At 30.0% G+C, this 19,247-nt stretch carries 17 protein-coding genes; all 17 read right to left on the minus strand.

What is annotated here, in order from left to right:
- Nucleotides 1-111 precede the first annotated feature (111 nt).
- Nucleotides 112-2,493 (minus strand): tyrosine-protein kinase, encoded by a 2,382-nt coding sequence (locus J7574_RS08340; protein WP_290966920.1) that lies wholly within the window; start codon nucleotides 2,491-2,493, stop codon nucleotides 112-114.
- Nucleotides 2,494-2,500: 7 nt separating this feature from the next.
- Nucleotides 2,501-3,292: a polysaccharide biosynthesis/export family protein gene (locus J7574_RS08345; protein ID WP_290967158.1), complete on the minus strand. Its 792-nt coding sequence runs from the start codon at nucleotides 3,290-3,292 to the stop codon at nucleotides 2,501-2,503.
- A 102-nt stretch (nucleotides 3,293-3,394) separates the two neighbouring features.
- Nucleotides 3,395-4,813 (minus strand): undecaprenyl-phosphate glucose phosphotransferase, encoded by a 1,419-nt coding sequence (locus J7574_RS08350; protein WP_290966923.1) that lies wholly within the window; start codon nucleotides 4,811-4,813, stop codon nucleotides 3,395-3,397.
- 18 nt (nucleotides 4,814-4,831) lie between these two features.
- A complete protein-coding gene (locus tag J7574_RS08355) occupies nucleotides 4,832-5,569 on the minus strand; it encodes a WecB/TagA/CpsF family glycosyltransferase (RefSeq protein ID WP_290967159.1) in 738 nt (245 codons plus the stop codon).
- Nucleotides 5,570-5,676: 107 nt separating this feature from the next.
- The gene (locus J7574_RS08360) at nucleotides 5,677-6,216 is read right to left on the minus strand and encodes a DapH/DapD/GlmU-related protein (RefSeq protein WP_290966927.1); all 540 of its coding nucleotides are present in this window, start codon (nucleotides 6,214-6,216) and stop codon (nucleotides 5,677-5,679) included.
- Nucleotides 6,213-7,115 (minus strand): sugar transferase, encoded by a 903-nt coding sequence (locus J7574_RS08365; RefSeq protein WP_290966930.1) that lies wholly within the window; start codon nucleotides 7,113-7,115, stop codon nucleotides 6,213-6,215. Before J7574_RS08365 ends, J7574_RS08360 begins: the two co-directional genes overlap by 4 nt.
- Nucleotides 7,116-7,169: 54 nt before the next feature.
- A complete protein-coding gene (locus J7574_RS08370) occupies nucleotides 7,170-8,060 on the minus strand; it encodes a hypothetical protein (protein ID WP_290966932.1) in 891 nt (296 codons plus the stop codon).
- Between the two features lie 127 nt (nucleotides 8,061-8,187).
- The gene (locus tag J7574_RS08375; RefSeq protein WP_290966935.1) at nucleotides 8,188-9,072 is read right to left on the minus strand and encodes a hypothetical protein; all 885 of its coding nucleotides are present in this window, start codon (nucleotides 9,070-9,072) and stop codon (nucleotides 8,188-8,190) included.
- On the minus strand, nucleotides 9,054-9,902 hold the full coding sequence (locus J7574_RS08380) for a glycosyltransferase family 2 protein (RefSeq protein WP_290966938.1): 849 nt from the start codon (nucleotides 9,900-9,902) through the stop codon (nucleotides 9,054-9,056). The genes J7574_RS08375 and J7574_RS08380 overlap by 19 nt, the downstream gene beginning before the upstream one ends.
- Nucleotides 9,903-9,964: 62 nt before the next feature.
- Nucleotides 9,965-11,146, minus strand: a complete 1,182-nt coding sequence (locus tag J7574_RS08385) for a hypothetical protein (protein WP_290966941.1) — start codon at nucleotides 11,144-11,146, stop codon at nucleotides 9,965-9,967.
- Between the two features lie 201 nt (nucleotides 11,147-11,347).
- A complete protein-coding gene (locus J7574_RS08390; RefSeq protein WP_290966943.1) occupies nucleotides 11,348-12,475 on the minus strand; it encodes a glycosyltransferase family 4 protein in 1,128 nt (375 codons plus the stop codon).
- Nucleotides 12,476-13,552 (minus strand): acyltransferase, encoded by a 1,077-nt coding sequence (locus tag J7574_RS08395; protein WP_290966945.1) that lies wholly within the window; start codon nucleotides 13,550-13,552, stop codon nucleotides 12,476-12,478.
- Complete coding sequence (locus tag J7574_RS08400) at nucleotides 13,545-14,723, minus strand: glycosyltransferase family 4 protein (RefSeq protein ID WP_290966947.1); 1,179 nt, start codon at nucleotides 14,721-14,723, stop codon at nucleotides 13,545-13,547. Before J7574_RS08400 ends, J7574_RS08395 begins: the two co-directional genes overlap by 8 nt.
- 176 nt (nucleotides 14,724-14,899) lie before the next feature.
- Nucleotides 14,900-16,435 carry a hypothetical protein gene (locus J7574_RS08405; protein WP_290966950.1) on the minus strand — a complete coding sequence of 512 codons (1,536 nt, stop codon included), beginning with the start codon at nucleotides 16,433-16,435 and terminating at the stop codon, nucleotides 14,900-14,902.
- 117 nt (nucleotides 16,436-16,552) lie between these two features.
- Complete coding sequence (gene gmd / locus J7574_RS08410; protein ID WP_290966953.1) at nucleotides 16,553-17,635, minus strand: GDP-mannose 4,6-dehydratase; 1,083 nt, start codon at nucleotides 17,633-17,635, stop codon at nucleotides 16,553-16,555.
- A gap of 62 nt (nucleotides 17,636-17,697) precedes the next feature.
- The gene (locus tag J7574_RS08415) at nucleotides 17,698-18,648 is read right to left on the minus strand and encodes a GDP-L-fucose synthase (protein ID WP_290966956.1); all 951 of its coding nucleotides are present in this window, start codon (nucleotides 18,646-18,648) and stop codon (nucleotides 17,698-17,700) included.
- A 14-nt stretch (nucleotides 18,649-18,662) separates the two neighbouring features.
- Nucleotides 18,663-19,088: an adenylyltransferase/cytidyltransferase family protein gene (locus tag J7574_RS08420; protein WP_290966958.1), complete on the minus strand. Its 426-nt coding sequence runs from the start codon at nucleotides 19,086-19,088 to the stop codon at nucleotides 18,663-18,665.
- Nucleotides 19,089-19,247: the final 159 nt, after the last annotated feature.

Raw genomic sequence — 19,247 nt, forward strand, 5'->3', positions numbered from 1 at the left:
TTAAAGATTATTTTAAATCAATTATTTCTTTTTTTTATTAATAAATTAATGGTGACAAAACAAAAAAGGTTCAATATGTAATTGAACCTTTTTGTTGCTGTTTTCTTTTATCTAAAAAAAACTTTTATACCATTTCTTTTTTGCTACGTTAGTTCCGTAACCATATCCATAACCTAGCCCTTTTGTCGAATCTGTATCATTTAAGATTAGACACATATTTGGCAATTTATTTTCTCTGTAAATTGAATTTACAACTGACAACATTCGTTTTTCTAGTATCCCTGCACGCATTACATATGCAAATGTATCTGCATTTTTTGCTATTACTAAAGTATCTGTAACTAAACATACCGGTGCGGTATCAACAATAATATAATCGTATTGTTTTTTAAGCTCCTCAAAAAGATTTTCAACTTTACTCCCCATTAACAAATCTGCAGGATTTGGAGGAATTATTCCACCAGGAAGAACAAAGAAATTTTCGTAGCTTTTATGCTTAACGATGTAGTCCTGAATATTATTAGTGTCTATAGATGATAAATAATTAGTTACACCTAAAGATGGAAGCTCCATATATTCATCTAACTTCGGGTTTCTAATATCCATTCCTACGAGTAAAACTTTTTTTCCAGATAAAGCAAATGTTGCCGCTAAATTTACAGCAATAAATGTTTTTCCTTCTCCAGAAAAAGAAGACGTAACAAAAATTGTTTTTGCCTGCCCAGAAGGAACTTTATTTAGCATAAATTCTAAATTAGTCCTAACAATTCGTATTGCCTCAGCAGAACTAGATCGACTTTCTGATTTTAACATTCCGTTTTTATCATGAGAAGTAGGTATATCTCCAATGTAAGGAATTTGCGTTTTCCCCTCTAAATCCAATCTACTCTTAATCTTTGTATCCAGTAAATCATCTGCATATATAAATCCAAAAGGAACTAATAAGCCGAACAATATTCCAGCTAAATAAATGATTTTTCCCTTTGGAGCAATCTGATTCTTTTCTGCTTTAGCAGTATCTATAACACGAGCGTTAGGCTCTGTTACCGATAATGCAATGGCAGTTTCTTCTCTTTTTTGCAATAAGTAGAGATACAATTCTTCTTTAACCTTCTGCTGTCTCGCAATCACTCTAAACTGTCGCTCTTGAACAGGAATTTTTCCAATTTTATTATTTAGAATATGTTCTTGATTTTTTATATCCCGATTCTGAATTTGCAAATTAGCCTGCATACGACTCAAACTTGAGGCAACATTTGATTTTAATGCCATTATTTGCTGATCTAATTTTAATACAGCCGGGTTTTCTTCTGTTGCAGATTTCAAAATTCTGTTGCGATCCAAAACCAATTGATTATAAGAAGAAATTAGTCCGCTTGTATCGCCCTTATCTGCTATCATATTTGCAGGCAATAAATCAGAATTGGTACTTTTTTTAATAAAATCAAGCAGTGAATTAACTACATTCAACTGAATTTCTGTTTCCACTCCTTTTTTATCATATTCTGTTGAACCTTGCATAAAAAGCTTAGCCTCAGAATCAATATCTGTAAGTTGATTTGTTTTTTTAAAACTTTCAACATCCTGCTCCACACCATCAAGTTCTTGGGTAATTAATAATAACCTATTTGCAATAAATTTAGAAGTAGTTTCGGAAATAGAATTTTTATCATCTGCAGCATTTTCATTGTATATCTCAATCATTGTATCTAAAAAATCTTCCGCTTTTTTAGATACTGGATCTGATATTGAAATGCTGACAACACTACTTGTTTTATTTATAGGTTCTACAGTCATTTTATTTCTAAAGGCTGCGACAACATTATCTACTGGAGAGATAACGATACGAATTGATTCAAATTGATCTGCATGATTTTTTTCGTAAAATGCTGTTTTTTCAACAATTAAAGTTCCAATCTTAGTAGAAATTTGCTCTCCGTATTTAAACGTTTTTTGTGATGATAAAAGAAACTTTTCCTTCTCGTCCCCATCAACTTCTAATAAAAATGTAAGCGGAGTCAAAAGTTTACAATTTAAATCAATTTTAGACTGTTCAAATAAAACTGACTTATTTATAAATGTGACTTTTATTGGACTACTTCCATAAATATCTCGATTTGTAAAATTTTCTTTAACAAATAATGAGATATTCAAATTTAGTTTTTTAATAGTTCCTTCTGCTAAAGTTCTGGATTTCAATATTTCTATTTCATTATCAACATTACTTTTCATACCTCCTCCTAAACCTAAATCTGCAAAAGCAGATAATTCAGAAAGCATTCCACCCTTTTTTTCATCTTTAACTAAAATAGATGTAGAAGCTCTATAAGTCGGTATAGTATAACGCAAATACAAAAATGCCAAACCTATCCCTATTGTTGTTGCGATTAAAAACCAACGCCAATGAACTATATATTTACCTAACTGCTCTCTAATATTAGTCTCATCTATTTTATCATCAATAACATTATAATAAAAATCTTCTTTGTTCATTTTCATTTTATTTAAAGATTAAAACAGAAAGCGATACTAAAATAGAAACCGCTGATATAATTACTGATGTATTTGGCCCTACAGCCGAAGAATTTACTCTTGTTTTATTAGGTTCAACATAAACCACATCATTTTGGGCTAAATAGTAAAATGGTGAATTAATAAAATCTGATTTAGTAATGTCTACTCTATTAAATGATTTCTCACCATTGACTTCTCTAATAATCAAAATATTATTTCTTTTACCATAAATCGTTAAATCTTTTGCCATACTTAAAGCTTCTACTAATGTGACTCTTTCTGATGTAATAGAATAGGTTCCTGGTGAATTGACTTCGCCTTGTAGTGAAACTTTAAAATTTGTTATGCGGAGATTAATAATAGGATTTTTAACATAGACACTAATTTTAGTTTGCAATAATTGTAAAGCATCAGTACGCGTTAATCCACCAATTTTTATTTTCCCCAATACAGGAAAATCAATGTCACCATTTTTATCAACTAAATAGGTCTGAATTGTTTCCTGACTACGTGTAACATCGAGTTTATTGTTACTCGAAACACTATAAGTTTTGAGATTAAATGGAGAAACTGCTTCTGAATCTTCTGCAGAAACAATTATCATTAATAAATCATCTGGCTGGATTTTAACTTCATAGGAGTTTGTACTTTGACCATTGTTTAAAGTATCTATATTTTGATAATAAACTACATTTTGCCTTGAAGCACAAGAAAAAAGCAAAAATATAATAGCTAAGAAGCATGTTGTTTTTATAAAAAAACTAAAGTGGCATTTCATTGTAATTAAATTTAAAGCATAATGCATCCGCAAAACATTTTTTTGTTTTGCAAGACCATTAAATATTTGTAAAAGGATTTTTAATTGCGGGAAAGGAGATATCTAGTAAGCGTTTTTTTCTCCCTTAAAGATATTGAAAACTGTTTTAAGAATTATTTTGATATCTAATAGTAAACTCCAGTTTTCTATATACCAAATATCAAATTCTACTCTGTTCTCCATATCCATAAGTTTTTTGGTTTCGCCGCGATAACCATTAACTTGAGCCCAACCTGTGATACCAGGTTTAGCATAGTGACGAACTAGATAATTACTGATTAACTCTGTATATTCTTTAGTATGGCACAACATATGAGGTCGTGGTCCTACTACTGACATATTACCCAAAAACACATTAAAAAATTGTGGCAATTCGTCAATGCTAGTTTTTCGCATAAAGGCACCAAATCTTGTAATACGGCTATCTCCCCTATGAGCTTGAATACGATCTGAAGCATTATTTACATACATGCTTCTGAACTTGTAACAAGTGAATGCTTTGTTGTCTCTCCCTGATCTTTCTTGTTTAAAGAAAATAGGTCCAGGAGATTCTATTTTTATAATTGTATAAATGATAGGAAATAACCACGGAAATATTAGCAAGATTACCATAATCGAAAAACAAACATCAAAAAGTTTTTTTAATAATCGATTTGCGGTATTCTCTAAAGGTTCCCTTCTAGACATCAATACAGGCGTATTCTCATAAAAAGAAATCTCAACTTTGCTAGATTTTGTGTATAATTGAAAATCTGGAATAAACTTTATTCTAACCATATGATGTTCACATATACGAATGAGCTTATTAATGATATCAACATCATCTATATGTAATGCAACATACATCTCATCTACATGCTGTTGACTAATAAAACCTTGAATATCATCAAATCCTCCTATAATACTTCCAGAAACAGAATCTGGCATATTTCTTTTTTCATCAAAAAAACCTAAAAACCTATAACCATATGTTAAGTTTTTAGCAAGTGTATTACGCATTTTTTTACCTGTGTCATTGGCTCCGACAATAATTATATTCCTAAAATTATATCCTTTAGATCTAATATATTTTAAAGCAATCATCGAAAAAGAACGTGAAATTATTAGCAACAAAAAGAAAGACAGATAAAAGTAAAACAACTGTAATCTGGAAATATCTGAATACTTTAGAAAAACAACAAAAATCGCTATGATGGCCGAGTGAATGACAAATTTCTCCATTGTTCTTTTTAGAATAGATTCAATAGTTTCCACTCTTATAATTCTATAAGAGTCTTTATACAATAGAAGTCCAAGCCAGACTAAATTGGCCAATAATGATATTGTTTGTGTTTCCTTTAAAAAAAGTCTATTAAAACTTTCGAACTTAAATAATACCGAAATAATAATTGCGATATTTAATAAAATCAAATCCAAGAGAATAAACAAAATCTGGAAGTATCGTGAAAAACTATAATCTGATAGTTTTTGTAAAATTTTCATAACTCAAACAAACCTTTATTAAAAATACATTTTAATTTTTTTTTCAAAGAGGCACTTGATAAAAATAGGGCCATAATACAAATATCTTTTCCACATTCTCCTTGGTTCTTTCAACAGTCTTACAAACCATTCTAAACCTATTTTTACGCAGAATTTACTTGGTCGAGCAATAGTGCCAGCATAAAAATCAAAAACAGCACCAATGGAACAAATTACTCTTGCGTCTAACTCGTTTTTATACATATTTGACCATTTCTCTTGTTTGGGAGCTGTCATTCCGACAAATAACACATCTGGTTTAAAAGCATTAACCTCTTCCAACATCTTCTTAATATCATTCTGTGAAAATTCATCTTTATAAGGTGGTGAAAATGTCGATAATTTGATGTTTGGAAAATCTTTTGAAATTCTTGCAGTAATCTTATTCAAGGTGTTTTGAGAAGACCCCAAATAAAAACAAGTTCCTCCTTTTTTATTCAAATTAGTAAGGAGAAATTGATGAATATCAGCGCCGGCAACTTTTTTAATTGTTTTATGCGTAAATAATCTAACAGCACTAACGATACCAATACCATCGGGCAATAAAATATCTGACTCTAACAGCGCTTTTTTAAAATCTAAGTCCTTCTCGGCAATGCAATAAGAATATTGATTAATTGTATTAATTAAAGTTTTTGAACCTGTGAAACAATCTGAAAGATCTCCACTATAAATAGAATAGTCCATCAATGGGACGACAGAGGTTGATTTAATCATTATCAAAAAAAATTACTTGACTGTTAAATAATACAGAGTATGCTCTCTTTACAAAATGTTTATGAACGTGAATTTTTAATTCTATTAAAAGATACTATTTACAAGATCTATTTTTGCAATAATTTACGATGATCCTCTAAATCTTTCTTAAATTCAAATCGATCACGTATTTTTTTTGCTGGATTACCCGCATAAATGGTATAACTTTCAACATCTTTTGTTACAACAGAACCCGCTGCAATAATTGCTCCCTCATTTATTGAAACACCCTGCAATATTGTTGAACCATAGCCGATCCAGACGTCGTTACCAATTTTTGTGATTAGCCCTAAACCCTTCCACGAATAATTATCTTCCCTTATCGACGATGCCAATCTAATTGGTGTTCCTATTTGTTGAAAATGATGATCGAACTTGCCTACGATCGCTACACGATTGCCAAAAATGACATTATCACCAATAATACAATCTGTCTCTATAAATGAATCTCTCCCTATGTAAAAATTTTTGCCAATGCACAAAGTAGATTTAGCCCAAAGTCTTACGCGAATGCCTGCAGAAAATCCTTTTCCAATAGAATATCGTCGATATTTTATCTTTACGAGATAAACGTTCCTAATTTTCTTTAGACTTTTTATTAAAATCATAAGCGTAAAAACGTTTCTATTTTAGATCTTAATCTAGAAAACAAACTCATTTTATTTTGAAATTTATTTTGAGCAAAAATTGTCAAGCCAACAGAAGGTGGAAAATTAACACTTACCTTTCTTTCATTATCCAAAGTGGGTATATACCTACGTGAAGATCCTTTTGTATGAGTAGCATCAGCTCCAAAGCCTTCGTTTAAGATTTTTGACTTAACTGGATATGCCGTTAATCCATTGAATTTATATTGATTGTAAAACCATCTAATAGCCCATGAATCAAGCTTACCACTCATTTGCTTCTCGAGCATACTATTCAAATCTGAACCGCCCTGAGAAAAAGCTCTTTTTGCTTTTTTATTTTTTACAAATAGCTCATAATCTTTAATTTGCCAATCAACCTGTTCCCATCTGTCCTTCCATGTTGCCCAACCCCATGACCATCCTCTATTAAGAAAATAAACATCATACGGATATTTTTTATCAATATTAAGGTTAAACGAAAATCCTGAAACAGAAAAAACACTCTTATGATCTGTAAATCTTTCAAGAGATTTATTCATGAAGCTCAAAAAATTACTTGTGGTGAACAAATCATCTTCTAATACAATAACATTTTGATGAACTTTTAGCACCTCAGTTACACCTTCAATTATTGAAGTTGCCAATCCTTTATTGAATTCTGATTCACAAATCGTAATTGTTTTAAACCCTTTTATGGTATTAATATAATTTCTTACAGAATTAACTGCATCGATATCTGTTACACCTCTAGCTGCATCCGAGAAAATATATAAATCAGATTCTGTCGCGAGATCATTTTTTTTTAACTGTTCAACAGTTTTTACTAACGTATTTAGGCGCTTATAAGTAAAGAGAATTATAGGTGCTAATTTGCTCATTCTTTTTAATGATTGCTTGTTATTTTAATGAAATTTTAATTACTCTCGAAAACATTACCAATAACAGCCATCTTCTACTTTAGTTGCATCCTTAACTTTGTCTTCATCGCTTGGCAATACAAAATGCTCATTTATAATGGTATTAAATTTTTCAGTCTCTACCCATCTCTTACCTTTTATTCCGAACAAAATTTGTGTTGCCCCTCCTAAATGAAATGCTTTTTTGCCTATACGTTTTACATGTGCTGCGAGAGGAAATCCGTATGCACCACAGCCAATAATAGCTACATCAAAATCTTTTTTATCTATTTCAGCTTTCATGAAATCAAGTGCTTCAAACCAATCTTTGAATTTTGAATCATTACCAGCTATTGTTTGCACAGCCTTAATAGTCTCAAGTGAACTGAACTCAGGCAGAATCCTTTTATCATTAAACAATAACTGCCTATTATTGTGATATTGATCTTCAATGGTATTATTAAATGGATGAATTACAAGAACTTTCTTGCCTTCTAATACTTCTGACCATGGATCCTTTTGTAAATAAGGTTCTAAAGCACTTAATTGGATACGTTCCGAGGACAAAAATTGTTTTTGCAAAAAAAGCTCTTCAATTCGCCAACATCCTAAAATATCCAACAGTTTCATATCTTCGTACATCATATCTGAAAATTGACTAATTGTTTTTTCGTTAGCAGGAAAAAAACCTGAAAGCGTTTCCATATTTGTAAATACCCTACTTTTAATTAATGGCCTAATTATTTTTGGGGCTTTAGGGTACAAAATTGCCTTAATTTCTGTGGAACCAAATCTTGCAATCATGGAAGGTTTATCTTTTTGCAACTCTTCTCTAATAATAGCACTGCAAATTTCCCCCTCTTGAGGTGGCACGTAAAGCATATTTTTAATAAGGTCATGAATCGATTTAGAAAAATTATTACTCATAATTCTATTGAAATTTTATTAGCTATCAGCTGAAATTTAATTCTAAAAAGGATGAAAGAATAAAAATCATCAGTAATTGGTTAATCAATTCAGATCAAAAGGGAATTTAACCTTTATTGTTACTGAATTATTTATATTTTAAAAAATACTCCAATCCTTTCTTTTTAAATCGATCATATAACGCTTTTATAACAAATTTAAAAGTAGAAGTTACTCCAATCAAACTAATAGAGAAAATTATAGGGTGAAAGGTTTTGCTTGTTATAGCATCCAGTTTCTTTTGATCAAAAGCTAAAACATTAGGCAGATTTATTCTTAGAAAAGGAAATCCATGATTGGAAGTTTTGAAACGTATAATTTTCAAATATTGTTTTGCTTTTGGACTGATAGCATTATACTGATCGATATCTATCTGCGAATTACAGGATTGATAATAATAGTAATTGATATCTCCTCTAATAATATTAGACAAATCAAAAAAAACATTTCTGTCGATATCATCAGCCATTTTAAACAAAATTGGGTTTATCAAAGCTGTTGAATTTTTCATTATCGTGTGCAAATTTAGTTGAGAGTTAAAAGCATATACTCTATCAGCTTTTAACAAAGTTCCAAATAAAATGGCCGCATACCCCCCTGCTGAGCTTCCTACAGTATATATCTTGTACCCTTTTGTTTCAAGTTTTAAAAAGTCAAGAAGTTTATGAGGATTATCTAATCTTGAATTTATACCTCCTATGTACCATTGCTTACGAATATCACGAAGAAAAATATGCTTTTTAGCAAGCGGAAATTTATTTCGTTTCCATTCATACCTATCCTTTTTAATAATTGAATTATCAAAGGCAGCTTTGGTATTGGGATAGTAAATATCATTACTACTAAAATAAATTATACATAAATTATCTTCTGCATTATCTAAAGTATTAAATTCAATACTATAGTTATCGGTAGCAAATGCTTCTATAATTGAACGGGATTGAATTTGAAAAATTAATTGTTCTGTAACCATAATTGAGGAAATAATAACCGAATATGAATTGTACAAAAATGTTTACAGGCCCTAATTAAACCATAATTTTTATTTTCGAAAATAAAATAATAGTATGGATGACTGTTCCCTAATGGAGAATACAAATTTTTTATACGTCTTGCTATTGGCACATTAACGGAGCACCAATCTGGCAGTTTATCATTCCTCTCACATGACCCAATAAAATTTGATGTTATAAATGAGGATAAATTATTCTTTTTTATTTGTAAACCATAGTCAAAATCTCCTATAGCATGTGGAAATCTTTTATCTAAAAAGCCTACAATCTTAAAAACATAATCAGGTATCAGTACTACATTACCATTAAAACTATATACTTCTTGTATTTTTCCATTTGGAATTAACAAATTACCTTCTTTCGAATTTCCACCATAGGATATTCTTTTTTCCTTTGCTGAAATTGTACTTCCTATAATAGCAGAAGAATGATTTGTCTCATTTGCTGCTTGTAATAAATCTGCAATTGCACTATTAAACAAAAAAGTATCATCATTCAGCCACAAATAATAATCAAAATCTTTATGAGCTGCAGCTGTTTTCCATGCTAAACACATTCCCCTATTCCAATATAGATTTCCACTTCCTTTAATAATGTTTACTGAAGAAAATTGACTTTTAATTGCTTCTGCAGTACCATCTGTGGATGCATCATCTACTAAAAAAATTTCAATAACAAATTTATCATTCAAATCTTTTTGTTTGTACAATCCTTGTAAACATTGCAAGGTTTTATCTTTTCTATTATGGCAAGTAATTAAAACTGCTATCGTATTATTTTTAATATTCATTATTTTTCAATTTCACTTACAATAATTATGAAGCATTATCAAGAGAGGTATTTTTTAGATATTTAAAAAATACCTCTCTTTCTATTTTCAAGTACAAGTTCTTTCTTAAAAAAAGGAAAACAGTAGGCACTTAAAACAAAAAATCCCCATGGAGCAAAACTTACTAACCCATTATTTGCAGATCCAACAATAATGAAAGAACTAATAATTATAACTTTATCAAATAATGAAAATAATTTTAAGAACCTTCTTACATAATAATAATAAAGAAAAAACAATAGTACTGTTATTGGTAATCCATAATAAATTATTAAAACAATATATGAATTCTCAACGCCTTCAGCACCTAACTTTTTCATAACTGAAATATAATTTGTACTATTACCCATCCAAAAATCAATATCACTTATATAAGAAAAAGCATTAAAAACATCAAATCTTGCCTGTGCGCTTCCATCATTAATTTTTGATTTTATAATTCGACCTCCTAAGCCATAGTCTACTACTGCAGTATAAATTAAGTATGAAAAAGTACAGAATATTGACAACAATAAAAAAGAAGTGGTCGTTGATGTATTTTTATCTTTTAGAATATGTACAACGTAAATTATTAATAAAAAAAACCACATAATTATAGCTGCTCGTGCATTAAAGCATAGTAAGGCAATAAGTCCCAAAATCAAAAAAAATAATTTATTCATCAATTTCAGTGAGCTTATTGTAATAAACCCCATAATAACAGATAAACATAAGGCATTTGCTAAAGGATGTCCTAAAAAAGCAGTACTTCTAAATCCCCAGTCTTCCATGAAAATTCCATCCGAATCTTCTACATATGGAAATACATTGGTTAAAAATAATCTTTCATAAATTGCTAAAAAGCATTCTAAAGTAAAAAATGATAATATTAGGTATCTAATAATTTTTCGATTTAATGAATTTTGCAATCCCAACAAAACCGATAACATTATTGGAATTATAAAAAAAATAATATGATTAATTTGCTCTGCTTGACCGATAAATATCTTAAAAAAAACAATCAACAAACCCGCTAAAATAATTTTAAATTCTTCCTTAAATCTCTTTATTAAATGACCTTTAGTATCTTTTACTATTTCCAAAAAAAATAATACTACCAAAATAAAAGAAGAATATGTACCTACCTGTTTAATTCCAATTTTAGCAGCAACTGAAGTGCTAATAAAAATATAAACAAATATTCCAACAAAAAGAACGTATTTCATTAAACAACTTATAATAATCGTTAATCTAATTATTTTTACTTTGATGGACAAAAAACATTTATTCATTTTTGAATCACCAAATCCAAAAAGTAATATTAACTACATATACTATGAAAAAAAATTATGATAAAAATTATAAAATAAACGCAATCCTAAAGAGCCAAAAATTGAAGTTTTAATTTCGTTTAATTATTGTTTTATTTACCTAAAAACCTGATTTTTATAATAAAGATTATAGATACTCGAAACATTATTTTGCATTTTATATTTATCGTTAATCAATTTATTAGCACTTTCAATAACATTTAATGCTTTATTGCTTTTTTCATGTCTTATTTCAATCACCTTTTTTGAAAGTTCGCGAAAATCTTCAGGAATCAAAAAGCTATTATTCCCTTCCTTATTAAAGTCCCTCAAACCTTGTACATCATATAATATCGTTGGTATTTTGCAAGCCATAGCCTCAATTGTAGTAATAGAAATCCCTTCAAATCTACTTGTCATAATATAAATATCAGAGGCGATAAGAAATTTTCTAACATCTAGTTGATTTCCACAAAATCTCATTAAATGATTTACTCCAAGTTCCTCGGCCAAATTTCTTTCTTCTGTCCCAGAACATCCTTCTCCAAGATGCAAATAGAGTACATCAGGGATTACTTGCTTAATTAAGGATAAAGCTTTAATTATTTCTGAATGTCGTTTAACTTCATTACACCCACCAACAGAAATCAGTACCAGAGTTTTAGAACTAATACCTAAATCTCTGCGTAGTAGTTCTTTCTCATTTTCTTTGGCTGGATAATACCTTAAATTACTATACCAATTATATATTTTAGTTGTTTTATTCCTGTAAAATTTTAGTTCATGGTTATAGACAGAATCACTAATACTCTGAAATTTACATTTAAATAGATTTTTTATTAACCACCTTTGAAAACAATGATATGGAAAAGTAAAAAAATGAGTTGGGAAAACGCTATGAAAAGTATACACTGATGAAATCTTCGATTTCCAAGCACAAAAAGAAAATCCTAATCGAGCTCTCGAACTATGAATATGAATAACATCAAATTGCTCCTCTTTCAAAACTTTAATAATCCGCTTAAAATATTTAATAGAACTTATTATTTTCTTCGATGGTGGAATTGGATAATGAAGTACATCGTAACCTGCTTTTTCAAAATTAATTGCAAACTCGCCTAATTCATCAGCTATCGCCATAACTGATAATTTACAACCTTTTTCCTGAAATTCAGAAGCAGCGTCAACGTACATAATTTCTGCACCAGAAAACTTTAAACTATAGAGAACATGAAGTACTTTCATTTATTTTTTGCTTAAAATATTTGCAAATTTATTTCCTTCCGAAATCATTTTTAATTCAATATAATTATAAGATAAATAGCTCAAAAAAAACGAGATTACCAAAGCGCAGATTCCACATAATAAAAGGGAATTTAGATATGGATATAGTAGTGAGCAACAAATCAATAAAACAGGTAAATGCAATAAATAAAAACTATAAGAGATTTTACCTAAAAACTGTACTGCCTTAAGATTAAATATTTTTTTTAACAAATCAGAATTAATAGTTAAAACTATTAACAATGCAGATCCTAATCCAGAAAAGTGAACTGATAAAGCTTCTGAATACAACGGTATAATTGGACATATATATCGATTTCCAAAAAACAAAATTGAAATTACTAAAAGAATATATATACACATATTATTAACTGCCGACAGATAAGTTGAAATTTCTTTGATCTTAGTATATGTAACCAAACCTAGAAAGAATTCAGGCAGATAATAAAATTTATCTGAACATATGGATAGGGAATATATAAAGAGCGTTATAAAAAAGATAAATAAAACAGATCTTTTTCCTTTAAAAAAATACAAAATTAATGGTATAAACAGAGACATTTTAATTTCAATAGCTAATGACCAAATAACTGGATTTATCAATCGGGTATTAAAAGGCAAAACTAGCGCAAAGTGTTTTAGAACATCTAAGAATCCGATATGGTCAATCCAAAATGATTGAGCCCAAACACTTAAACCTTTTAAATTATTGTGATTATAAAAAAGTAACAATAAAGCACAAAAAACAATCGAAAAATAATACGCTGGGTAAATTCTAAAAATGCGTTTTATTAAATATTCAAAATATGTTCTTTTTGATTTTAAAACTGAAAGTGTTAGTACAAACCCGGACAATACAAAAAAAAGAGTTACAGCAGCTGAACCATCCCAAAAAATCCTTATCCAAGAATTCTGAATATAAGATACTTTCTCCGTTTCATAATAAAAACCAATAAAATGAGAAAAGAAAACCATCAGAGCTGCTATCCCCCTTAATCCATCTAATTCTGAAAACCTTCTATACTCAATATCAGCCATTTACTTTTTCCTTCACTTTATAAATCTCTTCGATATAGGCATCAATTACAACGTCCTCCGAAAATCTTTCTTTTGTCGCTAATCTTGCTTCTTTAGAAAAACTATTATATTCGCTTAATACCTTTTCTATTCCGTTTAATATATCATTTACATTATTTATATCAACAAGAACCCCTCCTCCTCGACTTAAAACCCATGGTATACCACCAGATTTACTTCCTGCAACAACAGGAATTCCCATTGCCATACTTTCAATCAGTACCATCCCAAAGGACTCTTCTTTTGAGGTATGCAAGAGGATGTGGCAATCGGACAAAGCTTGCCGTAATTTTAAAGGTGAAAAAATACCATGAAAATAAACTTGCTCAGAAATACCTTTTTCTTCAGCCCAAGTATTTGCTATACCTCCTTTTTCGTGATCGTTACCAAAAAGATGTAGTTCAGCTATATTAGTTTTTTTAAATTCTGCAAAAGCCTCTATTCCAATTTTTACATTCTTGCTTGAATTAAAACTATTGTTTATCATCGCAATTTTAACACCTCTATTAATCTCACGAATTCTATTAAAATCGAAATATTCCTTCGTAACAAAATTGGGTATAACTTTAATACTAGTTTTGCTATGCCTTGTTATGCCTTTTCCTGTTTCAGGAGATACCGTGGTAAAATAATTGCCTTTTCGATAAACAATTTTGGCCATTAAAAATCTAATAAATCTATATAAATTAGTATTTAATTTTAAAATTCTCAATGGGTCATCATGACAAGTTACTAAGCAAGGAATATTTGATGATAAAGCCCCCCAAGCCCACTCATACTGCCAGTGTGCATGAATTACATCGGGACAAACTCTATTTATTTTATTTTTTAAAAAGTTACGCTCAATTTTAAAAAAATCTAAGCATCTATCTCTTACTCTTTTTCTAAACGGACCTATATATATTGAAAAATTTCCCTCATGATATTCAAACCCTTTATCACTTTCAATTTCAGGACTTAATGAAAAAACTGAAACTTTATATCCCCGATTTAATAAAGCATTAATTTCTAAATTAACTGGAGATCCTCCCATACCAGTTGGCCAATTACTACGATTTTCAGTACATTTAATGTTCAATGATGGTAAATACACAGGTCCAGAAATACCAATATGTAAATTATTTTCAATCATATCCTAAAGTGAAATATTTCATTATGTAACTGTCTAAGAAAAATTAATGTTAATTAGTTGAGCCATTTTAAATTTTTATTAATTCTAATCGACCTTACATTCTCCATTAATAAGAAACAATTAAGTACATTCCAACAAGTCAACAGAGTTGTGCAATTCAAAAATCGCTTAATTATTTATTTTATTAAACTCATTTTCTTAAGCACATTTTTTAGCATTAAACTGATATTAGTTTTTTCACTTGAAGTTAAACCTACAAACCAAACAATAGGAAAAAAAGTTCCAATACTGATTAGAACAACTAAAATTAAACGTACAAGTCCCTCAGGTAAAAACAAAAAAGGAATTATTGATGAAGCAAAAACTCCTAAAAGCACTAAAACCGACGGCAGCACAATTTGCCTATAAAAAAAGGATACAGGCAAATCACAGTAAACTTTTGAGTAATAAACATTAAATACTCCTGTTATAATTGAAAAGAAAATAGTAATAATGTATAAAAAATAAGGAGGTAACCCGAATTGAAAGGCAAAAAATGATAATATAAGTGGTAAGATATAAAGTACTGAAACTATTACTTCATATTTTCTAATATTTCCTACTGCCGCAATTATGCTAATCAAAGTGATAAAGATTTGATCAATTAAGCTTTTTATCAAAAATAAGCGACAAAACACTATGGCAAACTCAGGTATATTTTTTAGCCATAATTTAAAAATAAAAGGCATTTCTATAAAAGCAGGAATTACAAAAAACATTAATAGGAAAAAAGAAATTTTACTTCCTCTCATTGCCGCTTCAAGCATTAATTCTCTGTTTCCCGCCCCTTCACTTTTGCTGATCATTGGATTTAGAGCTTTCAACATTGTTGATGCAAAAGCTCCAAGCTGACCATTTATTTGTATAGAAATGCCTTGAGCTGCATTTACAGCTGTACCGAAAAACATATTAAGTAAAATTCCTTGCCCATACGAACCAATCATACTACTTGAACAACCAAATAATGACCATCCAGCAAAAAAAGTCATTTCTTTAAATAATGATTTATTAAAATATTTTCTAATATTAATGATCACTTCTTTGTATTTATAATGGCAATAAATCTGCCTGATAACTAACAATAAAACAGACAATAGTGCAATCAAAAAGCCATAAATAATTAATTTATCTGAAGAAACATACGAGATATAGATGGCGATACCTAATTTAATAAAAGTTTCTGCAATTCCTAAAATTGCAACAAGCAGCATATTTTCATGAGCGTTAATTACAGCATCATAAGGTACTGATACGATTGTAAAGAAAGTATTAATAACTAAAAAATGAAAAATAAACTTAGCTGCTTCCATACGAGTAATAGGTATTTTCAAAATATAATCAAACAGAAAATAACCCACAATCTCTAAAAGTAAAACTGCCAAAATTGCTGTTAATAAATGTAGAACCAAACTAACATTGAAAATATATTTTTGTTTTTCACTATTTCCCTCACCTTCAGCAAATGACATGAATCGTTGTGTAGCTCCAGTCATTGCATTGTTTAAAAACATAAGCATAGTAATGGCTCCTCCCACTAAATTAAAAATGCCAAAATCATTTACCCCAAGAGCAGTTAATATAAGGCGCGTGGAATAAAGCGAAATAAAAACAGTAATTGCCATACGAGCATATAATATACCTGTATTTTTAATTACCCTTTTTGCTGCCTGCATTAAATATTTTCATTAGTGATTATTACTTACTATGATTTACTACATAAAATGTTAAGATTTTTTTTATTTTCTACTCTTAACATTTTTGCTTTTATGGCTATCTACAATGCTAATTCCTTAAAATAACTTCAAATCACTTACCATCATCTCTTTTACCAAAGCAGGTAAATCATATTGAGGTTTCCATCCCAACTTTGTTTTAGATTTTGTAGGATCGCCAATAAGAAGATCTACTTCTGTTGGGCGGTAATACTCTGGATCTACACGTACTACTACTTTTCCAGTTTCTAATTGATATAATGGGTTATTACAAGATGACACCTTTGCCACTTCACTTTCGTTTTCTCCTTCAAAAGTTAGTTCTATACCAACTTCTGCAAAAGCCATAATCACAAAATCTCGAATATAAGTAGTAACGCCTGTTGCAATTACATAATCTTCTGGAGTTTCTTGCTGTAAAATTCTCCACATCGCTTCAACATAGTCTTTGGCATGCCCCCAGTCTCTTTGTGAATTCAGATTACCTAGATAAAGGCATTCTTGTTTTGCTTTAGCAATTGCTGCCGTTGCCATAGTAATTTTACGTGTTACAAAAGTTTCACCGCGTCTTGGAGATTCGTGATTGAACAAAACACCATTACAGGCAAACATATTATAAGCTTCGCGGTAATTTTTTGTTATCCAAAAACCATAAATTTTAGCGGCACCGTATGGAGACCTTGGATAAAACGGTGAATTTTCATCATATAGCCCTTTTTCATTTTTATTTTCGGTCATTCCACCGTAAAGCTCTGATGTTGAAGCCTGATAAATTCTTGTTTTCTTTTCTAATCCCAAAATTCTAACAGCTTCCAAAATTCTTAATGTGCCTATACCATCTACATTTGCTACGTACTCTGGAGAATCAAAAGATACTTTTACATGAGACATTGCGCCGAGATTATAAATTTCGTCTGGTTGCACTTCCTGAATAATTCTAATAATATTAGTAGAATCAGTTAAATCACCATAATGCAATTTAAAATTGACATGAGATTCATGCTGGTCTTGATAAAGATGATCGATTCTTTGTGTGTTAAAAGAAGATGCTCGTCTTTTGACACCATGAACCTGATATCCTTTTTCTAATAATAATTCAGCCAAATATGACCCATCCTGACCTGTAATTCCTGTTAGAAGTGCTACTTTTTGTGTGCTCATTAATTTGAGTTATTTTTTGAAGAATAAAGCAATGACTTATAATTAGTCGCAAATACGCCTTATTACAACTTAACTTGTTTAAATTTTTCTAAATTGTTCAAAAACCAATCATAAGTTTTTTGAATTCCATCGTAAAGTTCAACTTGATGTTTCCATCCCAAATTGTGCATTTTTGAAACATCCATTAATTTTCTAGGAGTGCCATCTGGTTTGTTGATGTCCCATAAAATTTCTCCTGTGTGTCCTGTGATTTTTTGAATAATAATTGCCAACTCATTTATCGTTAAATCAACACCTGTACCAACATTGTACAAATAATCAGGCAGTTTATTTTCCAAAGCAAAAACAACCGCTTTTGCCAAATCATCAACAAATAAAAACTCACGCATTGGTTTACCACTGCCCCAAAGAGTTACAGGAGCATTATTATCTACTTTTGCATCATGAAACTTTCTTATCATTGCTGGCAAAACATGTGACGTATTTAGATCAAAATTATCATTTGGACCATACAAATTGGTTGGCATAAGACTTACGTAATCTTTTTGATATTGTTTCCTTATGGCTTGACAAACTTTTACTCCACTAATTTTTGCAATCGCATACCATTCATTTGTAGGTTCAAGCTTATCAGTTAACAAGTAATCTTCTTTTAAGGGTTGTGGTGCTAACTTTGGATAAATACAAGAACTTCCTAGAAAAATAAATTTCTGAATATCATTTTTAAGCGCTGCATCAATTAGATTATTTTGAATCTGCATGTTCTCCATAATAAACTGATACGGATAATCATTGTTAGCCAAAATTCCTCCTACACGAGCAGCAGCATCAATAATGACATCTGGTTTTTCTGTTGCAATAAAATCATAAACCGCTTGCTGATTTCTAAGATCTAGCTCTTTACTTGAAAGACCAATCAAATTAGTATATCCTTCAGATAACAAAGTTCTCCAAATGGCATTTCCAACCATTCCAGAGTGCCCAGCTATATAAATCTTATTTTTTTTATCCATTTTAATCTTTGAGTTTATTTTACTTTAGACAACTCCCTCACAGCCACTTCTTTTCTAAGCCCACTGCTTGAAAAACGATGATCACGTCTATTAAAGCACAATCTAATTCCTTTTTTTTCGCAATACTCCCTTCCTGTAAAATTTTTGTCTTTATACTCATCTCCAAGAATGCGCACATCAATTTTATATGATCTCAAAATATCTTCCAGATCAAGTTCTGTTGCGTATGGAATAATTTCATCAACAAACTTGCATCCTTTAAGCTGAATATATCTTTCGACCACAGTTTGTGCTGGTCTATTTTTTTCTGGTCTATCTAATGTTGGATCTGTTTGCAATCCTACGATCAAATAATCACATTCTGCTTTTGCCTCCTCCAACATTTTTATATGTCCTGCATGCAGTAAATCAAAAGCACTAAAAGTTATTCCTACTATCATATTAAATTTAAATCAATGAATGCTCTAAGCACAGCTCCGCTCTTCCAACTCACATGAGTCAGAGTAAAAAAATTATTAGTTAAACAATTAAAAAAGAATATGTTACACACTTAAAAAGCATATATATACTTTCAATTTTTTTGCAAAATTAGAATAACA

It is taken from the genome of Flavobacterium sp., assembly GCF_017744675.1.
GTDB lineage: Bacteria > Bacteroidota > Bacteroidia > Flavobacteriales > Flavobacteriaceae > Flavobacterium.